The sequence below is a fragment of the Enterobacter sp. WP_7_1 genome, assembly GCF_003688535.1.
GTDB lineage: Bacteria > Pseudomonadota > Gammaproteobacteria > Enterobacterales > Enterobacteriaceae > Enterobacter > Enterobacter asburiae.
The window spans coordinates 1,389,733-1,403,053 of record NZ_REFK01000001.1 but is presented as its reverse complement, the minus strand read 5'-3'; the positions used below and the strand labels follow the sequence as shown (position 1 = coordinate 1,403,053).

Genomic DNA, 13,321 nt, shown 5'->3' with positions numbered 1-13,321 from the left:
ATATCGCTATTTTCATCTTCCTAGTAAAGCTTGGGATATCTTTTTTGTTCAAATAAAAAGCCCCGCACGATGGCGAGGCTCTTAATTCTTTGTCGACCTACGAAACTAGGGCGACGATATCAGATTTACATGAAATGTATGCTATTTAATTGACTTTTGCAATACTCTGCTGCGAAAAAGTCGTCTTTTGTTGTGATCGTGTTCTCACAGTACAGAGAAGAGAATCGCCATCAAGCCGCTAAAAGATGGTGCACATGGCCCGCCAGTAGTCGGCGTAGTTATGGCACCAGTTATCCGGTTTAACGCCACATAGAGCGGCCAGGTCCTGATGCTGATATGCATCCTTGCCCGCCAGCCCCGCTTTGACGTCCTGCGCCGCCAGCCATATCAGTTTCTTCAGGCGCTCCATCGTCTTGCCAGCCACCTTCTTCGCGCCGATCTGCTCCCGGAACTCTGTCCAGGCCCACTGGGTTATCGCCACCTGATATTCGAATCGGATGTTCTCGCTGTAGTTCCACAGCAGCCATGCTTTCTGGTGCTCTTCCAGCGACAACACAGCGCGGCGCCATGACGCAGTGCCGAACTCCAACGGGCTGACCAGCGCGATAGACGAGCCCTTGGCGCGGGACTGACTGCCACTCATCGCTGGGCCGTCCGGGTTAACTTTCCGGCCGGTGACCGGGTCAGTGACTTTCTTCCGTCCCCGGCTGCGCGCCGTCGCGGTGAATTGCGCGTTCTCGGCGAAAGCTACCAGCTGCCCTTTCGTCGCACCGCTCAGATCTGCGGTCGCCACAATGAGCTGCTGACGTACGTATTCCAGTTGCTGACTGTTCATGCGGCTTCCTTCTGTGGCTGGTTGGTTTTGGTCTGGCTGTGCTTTGCTACTGGCGGCATGCTGGCGCGCTTAACGCTTTCTGCCTGGTACTGCAGGATATCGGCGTGGTTCATGCTGCCTCCCGCTGTTTCAGTGCTTTGAGCTTGGTGCGGTATTCATCGCGGATCCGAATGAAGTCTTCACGGCGGTAGTTGGTCATTTCGTGGGGGCCGTTGAGCCAGTCCACGTAATCCTGCCCGTAACGAGCGACTAGGCCTGCTTCGTATTGCTGCGCCACGGTCGCCTCTTTGGCGGTGTATTTGCCCGCTCCGGCATTACACGATTTGCACTGCTTATGGGCGTTGCGTTCTTCAAAGCGCAGCTCAGGGTTGGCGCCGACCGTTTTGAAGTGGCCGCAGTCCCATTGGCCGCCGTGCAGATCAGGCGGATTGGTCTCACCGCAGCTGATGCATGGCAAATCAGCATCGCGCGCGCGGATGTAGGCGTTGAAAGCCTGCTGAGCCTGCGCTTTGTAGTAACCGTTAGGTCTGAGTTCTGCCAATCTTGCTTTACGGCGCTGGCGGCCTGCCTTCTCTTCGGTACGCTGGCGCTGCGCTTCCTTCTGCTGAGCGGCTTCGCGGGCTTTTGCGGTCTGTTCTTTGCCGAGCGCGCTGGCGCACTCGAATGAGCAGACCACCTGCCCTTCGCGGACCGGGTGGAACCACTGGCGACAAGCTTTATGGGCGCACTTGCGGCGCGGTAACTTAGCCATGCGCCCTCCGTGCCGCAAGACGCAGCCATTTCTGTTCCACAAGGCGGGCGGTATAGTCTTTCAGGGTCGGGATGTCGGACGGCTTAACCGCGGGCTTGCGCTGGCGGCGCGCCGGAACGCGGAAGATTTCGTTGGTGATGACGCGGAAAAGTGGAGTTGACATCAGTCCTCCTGCTTATCGCGCAGCTGCTGGTACTCGCAGCTCTGCGGGATGGTCAGGTGGCAGCCGATGTTCATCGCCCAGGCTTCGACTTTGCACAGGAAGATGTACATCTCGCCAGTTTCCAGATCGGCGGTATGGCGGAGGGATTGCACGGTGGTGACTTCGCCGGACACGACGTCTACCCGGTCTTTGCTCTCATAGCCGAGATAGGTGTGCTTCATCGCGTCCTTGACCCACTCAGGCGTAGCGAAGGTCTTGCCGCGGGCGATGAGGTACTCGCTGATTTCCGTGTACCACATGTGGCTGAGCGCGTTCTGCGACAGGCTGCGCTTCTCTCTCCACGGCTTAACCTGAAGTCGGAAGCACTGCCCGGCATCAAGCAATGGCTGAATCTGCTGGCCGATGGCCGCGAAGTTACCGCGATGGAGTTTGATGCCGTCTACTGGCAGAGTCATACGGCCTCCTTCACGGAAACCGCAGAATGCAGAAAATCGCAGGTGCATTTCTGCAACTGTGACAAGGTGAGGAGTTCAGATTGTGGTCGCATTTAAGTCCCCTTAAATGCGCAGAAGTCACCGGAGCTGTTCAGGCTCCGATGACATGATTATGGCGGGTTGATTATGGAAAATCAATTTTTGAAACTTTAGCGTAATGCTTTCACTACAGTTTGGAAATTTTGAGCTTATCTTTAAGATGCAGCATGTTTATCAACCAAAATGCACCAAGTAACGACATGCAGTGTGCACTTGCAACCAACTTTCTGATTCTAAGCTGATTTTTGTCAAGGCCAGATGGCAAGTCTTTCATTAGAGCTACCGCATAAATACCATTTTCAAGTATGGGTTCGATAATGTTGTGAATATATCCACCATGATTTATCTCTTCCAACTTAACTTTCTTAATGGTAAGGGCTAATCTATCCACTTCATTATCGGTTATTTTATAATCGATATTATGAGCATAATTGTTTCTAATCTTGTTTAACTCACCCATTGCATCGGCTAATGATACCGGAAGACCTAATAGAACAGCTGCTGCCAGCTTGGGGGCGAAGTACTTGTAATTTTTTGATTGCGTTGTATTTTTCTGACCCTTCAGGCCTCAGATTTTCAATAACTACCCTCAAGAAATCCTCATGTATAAGCATAAGCTTCAGAAGAGCTGCTGACTCATCTTCGAAATCAAGGATGGATTTCATTTTATTAACGTCTAAAAAATATCCAAAATCATGATCGATTTTCACGTAGTTACCCTTTTCCATTAGGGGGCTTTGCTCAGTTCTAGAAAATTTCACTTACCTTCCTCCTGTTTGAGATATCGAGGGTCAGATGCTTTTGGCAAAGAGAGGCTTTGCTCGCGGTAATACCGCAACCGCTCAAGGAAGTAATCTCGTAGATGCTCAGGCTGTTCGCGCATCACCACCTCAGCGATAACCGGCATGTTAAGTCGCTCTTGTACACCACGCCGGAGGCCGCCAGGTCAACGTTAACCTTGTCGCGGTCTTCCTGTGGTTTTTCAGCAATGTTATGATTACTCATTGACTACCTCGTAATCATTTAGAATACGCGCCAATACAACCCTAGAAGTGCGCTCTGTCGGGAAACGAAACCCATTGCTAATCTGGGTTAAGATTGGGCCACTAAATAAAACGTTTCCTGAATATGAAACATCCATCATGCCGCCCATGTTTTCCTTGGAAATAGATCGCATCCTATTCGCACAATCATCGGTAAAGTTGATGGATAAACTTTCGCCCTCATCCTTTCCCGTATAATTAATTTCCTTTATGCAATCAGGACTGAATACGTAATTTTTCCCGTTTACATTAAATTCCAAGCCACTGCGCGCAGCGCTCGCACTCATGGAGACAAGCGCTGCTGATATTAAAATACAGACCTTTAATTTCATATCCCCTCCATATTGAAGAGGATTATACATCACTCATGCTGAGGTGATGCTGCAATCATCGCCGCCCAGCACAGTCTTGCCCGGCGCGCCGCCTTCTGAAATCCACTCATATGTCGATGTTGCTCATTGGGCGGCTCCTTCAATGAGGAAAGTCATGCTTTCGAGTTTCTTTTTTTGCTTCTCAAGAGACTTTATTTTCGCCAGTCGACGATGCTCGCAATCAGCTAAAGCATCAGCCTCATTCAGCCAAAAATCCTTACCGTGAGCAGTCGTTAAATAGCCCCCAGGAAGCCTGTACGAAGCCATTGTTCCGCCATGTGATACATCGGCCATAACTTTAAACGGACCACTTGAAAGCGCGTACTTTGTTACGATAACTTCAGTTAACTCTTGATTGCTCATACCCCTACCCTCCCCCAAACCATCAATACTCGCTTCATAGCCGCGCTGTTGCGGCACTCCTGAAATATTCCGTTGGTGCAACTGCGAGCGGTACCGGCCTGCTCTTCCGGCGTGGCCAGGCGATAAGTCACCGTTCGCCAGACCTTGCTCACACGCACAATCTTGCGGGCCCGCTCCAGGTCGATAGCGTTCTTCGTGATGCAGTTGATCGTCATATCGCATTCTGTGGCCACATCCTTCGCGGTGAAGGTCCGGTGCGTTTCGAGATAACACAGAATTGCCTGTTTTCCTTTCATCTCACACCATCCCGTTAGATTTGTTGCGGTTGTACTTCGCCAGCAGCAGCTGGATCGGCGTAGGACCATGCTCGGCAGCCGGTGCGGCAATCGCCCTGCGCACTGGTGGCACTGGCTTACCCTCGGTGACGCGCTTCTCCCACATGTCCAGCAGGTCGCCCGCCTCGCGTGCCAACTCACCATGCGTTAACTGGCGCTCTGTGCTGCGGTGGCGCAGTTCTACGCAGATGTGGTACATGACCGGCTGCGACCAGGGGAATTGCTCGCTGGAGGTGAACTCGAACGAACGGTTACGCCAGTCCCAGTATTCGGCGATCACCTGGTCAACGGTGATGCCCAGCGCCCCGCCACTCTGTCTGCACCAGGCGACGAACTGGCCCGGCGATGGTAGGAATGGGCGCACCTGGCTGCGAGCTACACGCATGCCAGCATCGACCTGAGCCATTGAGTGGATCCCGTTCTCCTGAAACGCCAGCAACCACTGACGGCGGAATTCGTCCTCCTGCAAAGAATCCAAACGATTTGCACCAGAAAGCTGTTGGTGTTCGAGCACCGCAGCTTTCGCCATTTCTGTAGTTCTCACATAACCCCCAGCATCGACGTGACCATCGTCATCAACGGCCCTACCTGTTCCGGCATGAGGCGGAACAGCGACGCTATACCTTCGCTTACCTCTTTCAGCTTCTGATGCTCTGGAGCGTCCAGCAGCACTGCCTGTTTAGCTTCTGCGAGTTCTTTCTCGGCCTCAGCCAGGCGAGACATTTTGCAATCGGCACCGATCAGGCGAGTGCGATACTCAACCGGCAGGACCGCCATGATTGCGGGCGTCAGCTGGCGCACGTTCTCGCGGTACTGTTCGGAGTCGAAGCGGTTATCCAGGAAGCGGAACAGCTTCTGGCGTGCCCGGCTGATGTCGTCCGGAAAGCTGATGGCGGTCCCGCCCTGCTCCCGGTATTCGTTGATGATCAGCGCCGAAACGACGTCCTGATTGTCCAGCGCTGACGACCATGCACGGACCGCATCGCGGATCTTTTCGTGGTCTGGCGCCGCTTTAGCTTGAGCGCGGTTTATCATCGCTCCCGGGTGTATTCCGGTATTGTGTTGATACGCAAGTGAATGCATTGCTTTCCCTTTCGTTGTTAGGGCCGCCGTTAAGCGGCATTGTTGTCGGCCGGTGACGGGAACAGCGTCGATAAGTCAGGGCGAATCTGGTATGCCTGAATCTCGTCACCAGTTGCTTTTACGATGCTGTTCACATGCTCCGGAGAAACCTTCGCTTTGTTGTGTAGCCACTTGTAAACCGCCTGCTGCGACACTGCGCACGCTTCACCAAGGGCTTTTTGAGAGCCGACAATGGTGATAGCGGTTTTAATGGTTGGGTTCATAACAACCTCCGTAGTGAATATGAATGAAGAATAAAACTATGGTTGTATTTAGTCAACAACCATTTTCGTTTGATGGAATAAAACCATGGTTGTACATTGCGCGTATGAAAACGACACTCGCTGAAAGATTGAAAGAAGCCAGGACATTACGAGGCCTTACACAAAAGGCTCTTGGGGATCTGGTTGGGGTGAGCCAGGCGGCTATCCAGAAGATAGAAACAGGAAAAGCCAACCAGACAACTAAGCTGGTTGAGCTGGCTAATGCGTTAAAGGTAAAGCCTGAATGGTTGAGTTCCGGGGAAGGCGTTATGCTTCTCACTGGGCAGGATGAAGCCATCCCACCGTCTGATCAGTGGGGTACCGTTGAGCCTTGGGATAATTCAACCCCATTACCTGATGACGAGGTAGAAGTGCCATTTCTAAAGGATATTGAGCTGGCCTGCGGCGATGGGAAGTTTCCTCGCGAAGATTACAATGGCTATAAACTCCGCTTCTCAAAAGCGACTTTGCTTCGAGTTAATGCCCACAGAGAGAGTGTTATCTGCTTCCCCGCACATGGGAATAGCATGGAGCCAGTAATTCCGGAAGGAACGACTGTCGCTATAAATATTAACGACAAAAAGATCGTGGACGGAAAGGTCTACGCCATCAGCCAGGATGGATGGAATCGCTTAAAAATACTTTACCGTGTGGGCCCGAACAGGTTGAGCATTCGCAGCTTCAATCATGTCGAGCACCCAGACGAAGAGGCGGACCTTGATAGCGTCCAGATCATCGGAAGAATGTTTTGGACTTCAACCATCTGGTAGGGATACAACTATGAGAAAATTTTTATTGGCAATAGTATTACTGGCTCCATTAGCGGCAACGGCCAAAGAGTCAGTTCTTGATCACTTAAAGCAATCGTCATCTGTGATATGTAAAGACCACCCTCAGCCGGGTCAGTGCAAAGTGGCAGTACAAGCCACAATGCTAGCGGTTTATAATTTCACTTCGCTCGATGCCGGGTGCGAGAGCAGCTCTAACGAAGTCAAAGCAAGAATGAACAATGAGTTGAAAGCGCAGTGCGCAGCAGCCAAAGAAGTCTCCGACTACTTTAAAAGCCAAAACCAGTAAACAGCCCTCCCCCTCATCAAACCTCGCTCAGGCGGGGTTTTTTATTGCCTAAATCCTTTCATCAGACATTTTTTAAAAATAAATTCATTTCAAATACAACCAGATAAAACCAAAACAACCCAAAATACAACCATTGTTGTTGACAGCAAAACAACTATGGTTTTTAATAAGTCCATCGAAACGAAACATCGACAGCTGAGCGAAGTTAGCCAGCGGCGGACAGCAAGTCGCCTGCTCATTAAGAATTCAGTCAAGCAGCAAATCACCCGGAGCGCTCCTGGCAAATTGAAATGGCGCCCAATGGGATTGAGGCAGGTGTGTAACGCGTGGCGGGTATAGCACACGAAGAGGACTCCGCACCGGAATGGTTTGCTGCTCAGATCCCGAACATCGGGGAATCTTTACCAGCAGCTCTTTACGAGGGGCTGACGGTAAACAAAGAGAGGTGAATATGGGAAGCGAGTTAACGTTTCAGGATCGCACTGTCGTGCCATTTGATAACGGTGACGGGAAAATCTGGTTCACGACAGACGCGCTGGCCGACCTTCTTGGATATGCAAACACCAATAAGGTTTCCAACATCTACAACCGCCACAAAGATGAGTTCACGGATAGTATGACTACCGTGACCAAAGTGAGGAAGGATGGAATAAACAATAGCTTACGTGAAGTTGAGATGCGTATTTTCTCTCCCAGAGGTGCGCACCTTATCGGCATGGTCTCCCGTACCAAGGTCGCCAAAGACCTGCGTATCTGGATGCTCGACCTGGTAGAAAAAGAATCTGGCATTCAGATTGCTCCATTGAATGTCTCAGGACTTGCCAAACTTACCGGTCAGCAGATTCACGATCAGATCGCTTCATTCGACGAGTTGTCTTTCAAACATCGCGGACAAAAAGGCAGCGGCTTGCTCGCCCAGCGTAAGAAAGACAAAAAACGCGTTAAGGAAGCGACTCTCCTCGCGCTTCAGTTAACGCAGTTCAGCATCCCAGATCTTGGTGAATTCTCCGAAGGGCTACCGGTATGAGCCCGCAGGAGTTCATTCACAAAAATATAACTTCCGAGCTGATAAGGCTGCGTTACGACGAGAACGCCGCGATGACCGGCGCGGACATGGCGGTGGATCATTACCGTCGCTGCTCGCAGGCAAGTCGTAAGGGGAGGATATTCGACGACTGCCTTTATATCGCTAAGCAGTGGGCTGGAAAACACAAGTCCAAACAAAAGTAAGCCGCTTAACCAGCGGCTTTTTCATACCTCACCGTTCTCTATGAGTGCGGTTAGTTATGACAACCGGCGGCCATCCACCGCCCATTAGCGCAGAAGTCTTGTATTAACCGTTCCGTTCGCCGCGATAAGGCCAAGAGGATTTATGTCAGACCTGAAAGAGATAATCGCAAAGCTTTTAGAAGACGCCCGTCACCTTAATGAAATCGCTCCAAATGCTGGCACCGCAGCACGCATCAAAGAAGCCGAAGAGGCTCTTAAGGTTGCATCATGAAAGTCACACACAACGGCAAGCAGTACTCCGCAAAAAAGCTCAACGATAACGAGTGGCAGCTGACGTCGGTATCGGCACCACGCGACAAGCTGACGTTTAACCGCTGGCAGATGCATATCGCTGGCCTCCTGGAACAGGTTGAGATGAAGGTATGATGCACCACTACGGCACCACCCCGCTCATACGCCAGTGCGTCACGCCCGGCATGATGGCAATGCATGAAGGCCGAACCTATCGCGTCTCAGCAGTCATTCAGGAGCGCAAATGGGTGTACCTGCACACCGACGCAGAAATCATCCGCCTCAGTGACTGCGTGATTGACGTCCTTCTGGACGGTCACGGCAACCCTATCCAGCACTAACCACCCTATTCAACCGATCGGCTTGGCTTTCTGCGGGCGGCATCTGCACATCCAAATTTCAGGAGAAACCATGAGCGAAGTAACGGACTTAACTGTCATCGAAATAAAGCCGGAACAGGCGCCAGTGCTTTACGTAGCGTAGCTGGCGGCCTTGATGCTTATCTCGAGCAAATCCGCCAGGCAGTAAACGAAGTGCCGGACCTGTCCACGAAGAAAGGCCGTGATCGTGTCGCCTCTCTGGCGGCGCAGGTGTCCCGCAGTAAGACGGCAATCGAAAAGCCTGGCCGTGAGTACCTGAAGCGACTGAAAGAGGCTGTGCGTCCGGCTGAGGCTGAAATTAAGCGATTCGTTGATGCCTGCGACGAGTTGCGAGATGCCACCCGCCGCCCTCTAACCGAATGGGAAGCCGAGCAGGAACGCATCAAGGCTGAAGAAGCCATGAACGCGCTACACGCCGAAGCGCTGGTCATGAACGAGAGCATCGATCTACAGCGGGCTATTCAGTTCGAAGCAGACCACGAAATGGCTCTGCTGATGAACAAGAATTTCGACCGTGACCGCGAAGAGCAGCGCCGCCTGGCGGAACAGGCTCAGCGCGAGCACGAAGAGCGCATTAAGCAGGAAGCAGCTGACAAAGCCAAGCGCGAAGCCGAAGAGAGACATAAGGCGGAACTGGATGCTGCAGCGCGGCGCGAAGCTGATGAGAAAGCTCGCGCTGATGCCGCAGAGCGTAAACGCAAAGAAGACGCTGACCGTGCAGAACGTGAGAAACAGGACGCCATCGCTGAAGAAAAACGCAAAGCGCAGGAAGAGGCAAATCGCATCAAGCGTGAAGCTGAAGCTAAAGAAAAAGCCCGTCTGGCCGAAGAGCAGCGCAAAGCTGAAGAAGAAGCGCGCCGCGCCGCAGACAAGGAGCACCGCCGCACTGTCAATCGTCGCGTCATCGCCGACCTAATTAATCAGGGCATCCCTGAAGAATTCGCGCAGAAAGCACTGCTGGCGATTGCTGGCGGCAAAGTGCAGGACGCGCACATCAAATATTGAGGCAACCATGAACGCATACCTCACTTACGACCGCATCGAAGATCGGCGCTGGGTTGAGCAGCAGCTCATCGACGAGAAAGAGAAGTGGGTCGACGACCGGGCGCAGCAAATTATCGACATGATGCCAAAAGAGCCGTCCGGCATCTTCCACTTCACGGTCCCGATTGACTCCAGCCCGTACGAAGGACTTCGCAGCGATAAAGCTGGCGAGGCCTACAACGATTTCATTTCGGCAGTTGCTTACGCCCAAGCGGAATACGACTGGGAACACCGTACCGGCTGCCCGTTTTAATTTTTGAGGGGATTGACGATGGCAAACGAATTAACAATCACAGCGAGTGCGCTGCAGGAAAAAGGCATCGACGTCGCTACCTGGAGTGCGCTGAAGAACAGCATTTATCCCGGCGCCAAAGATGAATCTGTCATGATGGCGCTCGATTATTGCCGTGCCCGCCAGTTGGATCCATTGCTGAAGCCCGTTCACCTCGTGCCGATGAGCGTCAAAGACTCAAGAACGGGTAAAAGCGAATGGCGCGACGTGGTCATGCCGGGCATCGGGCTTTACCGCATTCAGGCGGACCGCTCCGGCGATTATGCCGGGGCCCGCGAACCAGAGTTCGGGCCAGACACGACTCAGACGCTTTCTGGTGTCGAAGTAACTTTCCCTCAATGGTGCAAATACACCGTCTACAAGCGCATGCCCAGCGGCGAAATCGTCGAGTTCAGCGCCAAAGAATACTGGATTGAGAACTATGCCACCGGCGGCCGCGACACCACGGCGCCGAACGCGATGTGGAAAAAGCGCCCATACGGCCAGCTGGCGAAATGCGCAGAAGCCTAGGCGTTGCGTAAGGCATGGCCTGAGATTGGACAGCAGCCTACCGCCGAAGAAATGGAAAGCAAATCACTGGACGTTGATATGCGTGACGTCACGCCGCGCAGCACCACAGAAGCACTTCCACCAGCAGCAAGCGAAGAAACGCTTCAGGCGATCACCGATCTCTTAACATCTCTGAATAAAGACTGGGAGCAAGACTTCCTTCCAGTGTGCAGCGACATCTTCAAACGGCCCATTCTTGAGGCGTCAGACCTCACTGAAGAAGAGGCACAGAAAGGATTCAACTTCCTTCAGAAAAAAGCTAAGGCGGCAGCATGACTGGTAAAACCGTTGAAGTGACCTGCAAGTGCTGCCCGGACAAATTCATGGCCCGAGTTGCTGACCGAAAAAGAGGTTGGGCACAGTTTTGCAGTAAGTCATGCGCTGCCTATTGGAAGCAATACGGTCGTCGCAGAGGGCATCAGTCACTTGAGATGCGGCAGTCGGCAATTGACAGAAATTCAATTGAGCGGCTACAGCGCGAAACACATGTGAGCGATCCATCGCGAGGTTTCGTTTACGTAGGTGGATTCGGACCGTGGGATGACCATAAGGACTGCTGACATGACACCAGAAATTATCCTGGCCAGGACCGGCGTTGACGTAACCAACATCCAACAGGGCGACGAGGAATGGCACCGGCTGCGCCTCGGCGTCATAACCGCCTCTGAAGTGCATAACGTCATTTCCAAGCCGCGCTCCGGCACCAAATGGACGGGCATGAAGATGTCCTACTTCCACACCCTGCTCGCTGAGGTATGCACTGGCGTAGCGCCAGAGGTTAACGCCAAGGCGCTGGCCTGGGGGAAGCAGTATGAGGAAGACGCCCGCACTCTCTTCGAGTTCACCACCGACGTGAAAGTCACGGAGTCTCCGATCCTGTTCCGTGACGAGAGCATGCGCACCGCGTGCTCCCCTGACGGCCTTTGCAGTAACAATTTCGGCCTCGAATTGAAATGCCCGTTCACCTCCCGCGATTTCATGAAATTCCGCCTCGGCGGTTTTGAGGCCATTAAGTCCGAGTACATGGCCCAGGTGCAGTACAGCATGTGGGTGACCGGGAAAGACGCTTGGTTCTTTGCCAACTACGACCCGCGCATGAAACGCGAAGGCATTCACCACGTCGTCGTTGAGCGGGATCCGCAGTACATGACCGATTTCAACGAAATGGTGCCAGAGTTCATCGAGAAGATGGACGAGGCGCTGGCGGAAATCGGCTTCACCTTCGGGGAGCAGTGGAAATGAAACGCACACCATTTTACCGCAGGCCCGGGCGAACCGGGCAATTCTCTGGCCTCCGTGAGCGCGTTATCTGGATGATTCAGACGCGCGGCCGCCCGGTAACCGGAAGCGAAATTGCCGAGAAGTTTGGCGTAACGCTCATCGAGTTCAACCGGGTAGCCAACGGTATTACCCGCGGCTCCGGACAGATAGCGCAGATCGTAGAGTCGGAAAAGTGGATCAACGAGGACGGCATCTGCGACCGGACTTTCGACTTGGTAACGAAACCAAAGGTCGTAACGCCGCAAGGTAAATCGCGCCTGTTCACCCGGCGCGCTATAGAGCAATCGCAGGAAGGTAGGCGGCAGGAGTGCATTCAACGTGCCGCCCGCCGTCGCCGCCTGATTGCTCAGGGCCTCTACATCGACGAAATGGAGTCAGTGCTATGAAAGCATGGTCACTCGAAGAGCTGGCGCTCTTGTGGCGACACTCAAACGCTGAAGTCGCAGAGATTACCGGCCGCAACATTGAAGGGGTCGGAGATAAGCGGCTTCAAATCAATATTGAGCGTAATGGCTGGGATGTTAACGATCCGGAGCGAGAGGATGTATGACCGGAAAATACTCTCTTATCTACGCAGATCCTCCCTGGTCTTACGGCAACACCATCAGCAACGGCGCCGCTGCCGATCATTACTCCACCATGAAGCTAATCGACATCAAGCGCCTGCCAGTGTGGGAACTTGCCGCCGAAAACGCGGTGCTGGCAATGTGTTACACCGGCACGCATAACCAGGAGGCGATAGAGCTGGCCGAAGCCTGGGGCTTTACCGTTCGCACGATGAAGGGCTTTACCTGGGTGAAGCTGAACCAGAACGCGGAACTGCGCATCAACAAGGCGCTGGCCGAGGGTGAAGTCACCGACTTTTACGACTTCCTCGATCTGCTTAACGCCGAGACGCGCATGAACGGTGGCAACCACACCCGGGCCAATACCGAAGACCTGCTGATTGCTACCCGCGGCGCCGGGCTGGAACGAAAGCACGCCGGGATTAAGCAAGTGGTATACAGCCCGCTCGGCGCGCACAGCGAAAAGCCGTGGGAAGGTAGTCCGTGAATTATGCCGCGGTGGGTTTAGCAATGATTGGGAAGCATGCCAGGCAGTTTATAACGCTGACTGGCCCGAAAGTTGGAGTGCGTGGGATGTCTGCGACGGGCTGACATTCAAAACCTACACCAGCCACTTCCGCTGGATCCTCTTTGCCATCACCTGGGCGATCTCCAAATACCACAACACAAAGCTGGTTGATAAAGCTATGTCGAAATTCATAGTGGTAAGGATGGCGTCAGCATGAACAGAGCCTCACCCGTTGATTTGAGAAAAAGCCTCGAAATCGCCAACCACCTCGCACATAGTCGAAGCCGAGAAGAATGAAGGCGGTGCAGCATGAAACCAATAATC

22 protein-coding genes and 6 pseudogenes are annotated in these 13,321 nt (G+C 53.0%); 14 read left to right on the top strand and 14 right to left on the bottom strand.

Going from position 1 to position 13,321, the window contains the following annotated elements; all coding sequences use genetic code 11:
• Positions 1–145: 145 nt before the first annotated feature.
• The 14 genes and pseudogenes from BJ885_RS06945 to BJ885_RS06885 all read right to left on the bottom strand — a co-directional run bounded on the left by BJ885_RS06945 (position 146) and on the right by BJ885_RS06885 (position 5,740).
• Positions 146–835, bottom strand: a pseudogene (locus BJ885_RS06945) (bacteriophage antitermination protein Q).
• Positions 832–948: a hypothetical protein gene (locus BJ885_RS06940; RefSeq protein WP_121931493.1), complete on the bottom strand. Its 117-nt coding sequence runs from the start codon at positions 946–948 to the stop codon at positions 832–834. The pseudogene BJ885_RS06945 and the gene BJ885_RS06940 overlap by 4 nt, the downstream one beginning before the upstream one ends.
• Complete coding sequence (locus BJ885_RS06935; protein ID WP_121931492.1) at positions 945–1,586, bottom strand: recombination protein NinG; 642 nt, start codon at positions 1,584–1,586, stop codon at positions 945–947. Before BJ885_RS06935 ends, BJ885_RS06940 begins: the two co-directional genes overlap by 4 nt.
• Positions 1,579–1,749: a NinE family protein gene (locus BJ885_RS06930; RefSeq protein ID WP_121931491.1), complete on the bottom strand. Its 171-nt coding sequence runs from the start codon at positions 1,747–1,749 to the stop codon at positions 1,579–1,581. Before BJ885_RS06930 ends, BJ885_RS06935 begins: the two co-directional genes overlap by 8 nt.
• Positions 1,749–2,204, bottom strand: a complete 456-nt coding sequence (locus BJ885_RS06925; RefSeq protein WP_121931490.1) for a YbcN family protein — start codon at positions 2,202–2,204, stop codon at positions 1,749–1,751. Before BJ885_RS06925 ends, BJ885_RS06930 begins: the two co-directional genes overlap by 1 nt.
• Positions 2,205–2,409: 205 nt before the next feature.
• Positions 2,410–2,742 (bottom strand): hypothetical protein, encoded by a 333-nt coding sequence (locus tag BJ885_RS23435; protein WP_259467196.1) that lies wholly within the window; start codon positions 2,740–2,742, stop codon positions 2,410–2,412.
• Positions 2,735–2,992, bottom strand: a complete 258-nt coding sequence (locus BJ885_RS23430) for a hypothetical protein (RefSeq protein ID WP_259467195.1) — start codon at positions 2,990–2,992, stop codon at positions 2,735–2,737. The genes BJ885_RS23435 and BJ885_RS23430 overlap by 8 nt, the downstream gene beginning before the upstream one ends.
• 47 nt (positions 2,993–3,039) lie before the next feature.
• Positions 3,040–3,287: pseudogene (locus BJ885_RS06915) on the bottom strand (DNA polymerase III subunit theta).
• On the bottom strand, positions 3,280–3,657 hold the full coding sequence (locus tag BJ885_RS06910; protein ID WP_121931489.1) for a hypothetical protein: 378 nt from the start codon (positions 3,655–3,657) through the stop codon (positions 3,280–3,282). Before BJ885_RS06910 ends, BJ885_RS06915 begins: the two are co-directional and overlap by 8 nt.
• A 123-nt stretch (positions 3,658–3,780) precedes the next feature.
• Entirely contained in the window at positions 3,781–4,059 is a 279-nt protein-coding gene (locus BJ885_RS06905; protein ID WP_121931488.1) for a hypothetical protein, read from the bottom strand.
• Positions 4,056–4,355 (bottom strand): protein ren, encoded by a 300-nt coding sequence (locus tag BJ885_RS06900; protein WP_121931487.1) that lies wholly within the window; start codon positions 4,353–4,355, stop codon positions 4,056–4,058. The genes BJ885_RS06905 and BJ885_RS06900 overlap by 4 nt, the downstream gene beginning before the upstream one ends.
• Position 4,356: 1 nt before the next feature.
• Positions 4,357–4,860, bottom strand: a pseudogene (locus tag BJ885_RS06895) (replication protein P); the annotation flags it as partial.
• A 74-nt stretch (positions 4,861–4,934) separates the two neighbouring features.
• On the bottom strand, positions 4,935–5,477 hold the full coding sequence (locus BJ885_RS06890) for a toxin YdaT family protein (protein WP_062938765.1): 543 nt from the start codon (positions 5,475–5,477) through the stop codon (positions 4,935–4,937).
• A 29-nt stretch (positions 5,478–5,506) separates the two neighbouring features.
• Positions 5,507–5,740, bottom strand: coding sequence for a helix-turn-helix domain-containing protein (locus BJ885_RS06885; RefSeq protein ID WP_121931486.1), 234 nt, complete (start codon positions 5,738–5,740; stop codon positions 5,507–5,509).
• 38 nt (positions 5,741–5,778) lie between these two features.
• Between BJ885_RS06885 and BJ885_RS06880 the strand changes: the two genes are divergently transcribed.
• The 14 genes and pseudogenes from BJ885_RS06880 to BJ885_RS06830 form a co-directional block, all read left to right on the top strand.
• Positions 5,779–6,549 (top strand): helix-turn-helix transcriptional regulator, encoded by a 771-nt coding sequence (locus BJ885_RS06880; protein ID WP_121931485.1) that lies wholly within the window; start codon positions 5,779–5,781, stop codon positions 6,547–6,549.
• Positions 6,550–6,559: 10 nt separating this feature from the next.
• Positions 6,560–6,856, top strand: a complete 297-nt coding sequence (locus BJ885_RS06875) for a hypothetical protein (protein ID WP_121931484.1) — start codon at positions 6,560–6,562, stop codon at positions 6,854–6,856.
• Positions 6,857–7,307: 451 nt separating this feature from the next.
• Positions 7,308–7,883: a BRO family protein gene (locus BJ885_RS06870; protein WP_183128613.1), complete on the top strand. Its 576-nt coding sequence runs from the start codon at positions 7,308–7,310 to the stop codon at positions 7,881–7,883.
• Entirely contained in the window at positions 7,880–8,086 is a 207-nt protein-coding gene (locus BJ885_RS06865; protein WP_121931482.1) for a hypothetical protein, read from the top strand. Before BJ885_RS06870 ends, BJ885_RS06865 begins: the two co-directional genes overlap by 4 nt.
• A gap of 142 nt (positions 8,087–8,228) precedes the next feature.
• Positions 8,229–8,357 carry a hypothetical protein gene (locus BJ885_RS23425; RefSeq protein WP_259467194.1) on the top strand — a complete coding sequence of 43 codons (129 nt, stop codon included), beginning with the start codon at positions 8,229–8,231 and terminating at the stop codon, positions 8,355–8,357.
• Positions 8,354–8,512, top strand: a complete 159-nt coding sequence (locus BJ885_RS23265; RefSeq protein ID WP_183128612.1) for a hypothetical protein — start codon at positions 8,354–8,356, stop codon at positions 8,510–8,512. The genes BJ885_RS23425 and BJ885_RS23265 overlap by 4 nt, the downstream gene beginning before the upstream one ends.
• Complete coding sequence (locus BJ885_RS06860; protein ID WP_001514158.1) at positions 8,509–8,718, top strand: hypothetical protein; 210 nt, start codon at positions 8,509–8,511, stop codon at positions 8,716–8,718. The genes BJ885_RS23265 and BJ885_RS06860 overlap by 4 nt, the downstream gene beginning before the upstream one ends.
• A 70-nt stretch (positions 8,719–8,788) precedes the next feature.
• Positions 8,789–9,762: pseudogene (locus BJ885_RS06855) on the top strand (hypothetical protein).
• A 7-nt stretch (positions 9,763–9,769) separates the two neighbouring features.
• Positions 9,770–10,054: a host nuclease inhibitor GamL gene (gene gamL, locus BJ885_RS06850; protein WP_121931481.1), complete on the top strand. Its 285-nt coding sequence runs from the start codon at positions 9,770–9,772 to the stop codon at positions 10,052–10,054.
• 18 nt (positions 10,055–10,072) lie between these two features.
• A pseudogene (gene bet, locus BJ885_RS06845) lies at positions 10,073–10,918 on the top strand (phage recombination protein Bet).
• A 285-nt stretch (positions 10,919–11,203) separates the two neighbouring features.
• Complete coding sequence (locus BJ885_RS06840; RefSeq protein WP_121931480.1) at positions 11,204–11,884, top strand: lambda exonuclease family protein; 681 nt, start codon at positions 11,204–11,206, stop codon at positions 11,882–11,884.
• Positions 11,881–12,309: a regulator gene (locus BJ885_RS06835; protein WP_121931479.1), complete on the top strand. Its 429-nt coding sequence runs from the start codon at positions 11,881–11,883 to the stop codon at positions 12,307–12,309. The genes BJ885_RS06840 and BJ885_RS06835 overlap by 4 nt, the downstream gene beginning before the upstream one ends.
• Positions 12,306–12,473 carry a hypothetical protein gene (locus tag BJ885_RS23260; RefSeq protein WP_183128611.1) on the top strand — a complete coding sequence of 56 codons (168 nt, stop codon included), beginning with the start codon at positions 12,306–12,308 and terminating at the stop codon, positions 12,471–12,473. Before BJ885_RS06835 ends, BJ885_RS23260 begins: the two co-directional genes overlap by 4 nt.
• A pseudogene (locus tag BJ885_RS06830) lies at positions 12,470–12,964 on the top strand (MT-A70 family methyltransferase); the annotation flags it as partial. The gene BJ885_RS23260 and the pseudogene BJ885_RS06830, both read left to right, overlap by 4 nt.
• Positions 12,965–13,321 lie beyond the last annotated feature (357 nt).

Bases quoted from the DNA above. Each gene is read 5' to 3' on its own strand.
- BJ885_RS06910 (WP_121931489.1), bottom strand. From the start codon at position 3,657: ATGAAATTAAAGGTCTGTATTTTAATATCAGCAGCGCTTGTCTCCATG.
- BJ885_RS06880 (WP_121931485.1), top strand. From the start codon at position 5,779: ATGGTTGTATTTAGTCAACAACCATTTTCGTTTGATGGAATAAAACCA.
- BJ885_RS23425 (WP_259467194.1), top strand. From the start codon at position 8,229: ATGTCAGACCTGAAAGAGATAATCGCAAAGCTTTTAGAAGACGCCCGT.
- BJ885_RS06870 (WP_183128613.1), top strand. From the start codon at position 7,308: ATGGGAAGCGAGTTAACGTTTCAGGATCGCACTGTCGTGCCATTTGAT.
- BJ885_RS06885 (WP_121931486.1), bottom strand. From the start codon at position 5,740: ATGAACCCAACCATTAAAACCGCTATCACCATTGTCGGCTCTCAAAAA.
- BJ885_RS06860 (WP_001514158.1), top strand. From the start codon at position 8,509: ATGATGCACCACTACGGCACCACCCCGCTCATACGCCAGTGCGTCACG.
- BJ885_RS06930 (WP_121931491.1), bottom strand. From the start codon at position 1,749: ATGTCAACTCCACTTTTCCGCGTCATCACCAACGAAATCTTCCGCGTT.
- BJ885_RS23265 (WP_183128612.1), top strand. From the start codon at position 8,354: ATGAAAGTCACACACAACGGCAAGCAGTACTCCGCAAAAAAGCTCAAC.
- BJ885_RS06940 (WP_121931493.1), bottom strand. From the start codon at position 948: ATGAACCACGCCGATATCCTGCAGTACCAGGCAGAAAGCGTTAAGCGC.
- gamL (WP_121931481.1), top strand. From the start codon at position 9,770: ATGAACGCATACCTCACTTACGACCGCATCGAAGATCGGCGCTGGGTT.
- BJ885_RS23435 (WP_259467196.1), bottom strand. From the start codon at position 2,742: ATGGGTGAGTTAAACAAGATTAGAAACAATTATGCTCATAATATCGAT.
- BJ885_RS06935 (WP_121931492.1), bottom strand. From the start codon at position 1,586: ATGGCTAAGTTACCGCGCCGCAAGTGCGCCCATAAAGCTTGTCGCCAG.
- BJ885_RS06835 (WP_121931479.1), top strand. From the start codon at position 11,881: ATGAAACGCACACCATTTTACCGCAGGCCCGGGCGAACCGGGCAATTC.
- BJ885_RS06865 (WP_121931482.1), top strand. From the start codon at position 7,880: ATGAGCCCGCAGGAGTTCATTCACAAAAATATAACTTCCGAGCTGATA.
- BJ885_RS06875 (WP_121931484.1), top strand. From the start codon at position 6,560: ATGAGAAAATTTTTATTGGCAATAGTATTACTGGCTCCATTAGCGGCA.
- BJ885_RS06925 (WP_121931490.1), bottom strand. From the start codon at position 2,204: ATGACTCTGCCAGTAGACGGCATCAAACTCCATCGCGGTAACTTCGCG.
- BJ885_RS06890 (WP_062938765.1), bottom strand. From the start codon at position 5,477: ATGCATTCACTTGCGTATCAACACAATACCGGAATACACCCGGGAGCG.
- BJ885_RS06905 (WP_121931488.1), bottom strand. From the start codon at position 4,059: ATGAGCAATCAAGAGTTAACTGAAGTTATCGTAACAAAGTACGCGCTT.
- BJ885_RS23260 (WP_183128611.1), top strand. From the start codon at position 12,306: ATGAAAGCATGGTCACTCGAAGAGCTGGCGCTCTTGTGGCGACACTCA.
- BJ885_RS06840 (WP_121931480.1), top strand. From the start codon at position 11,204: ATGACACCAGAAATTATCCTGGCCAGGACCGGCGTTGACGTAACCAAC.
- BJ885_RS06900 (WP_121931487.1), bottom strand. From the start codon at position 4,355: ATGAAAGGAAAACAGGCAATTCTGTGTTATCTCGAAACGCACCGGACC.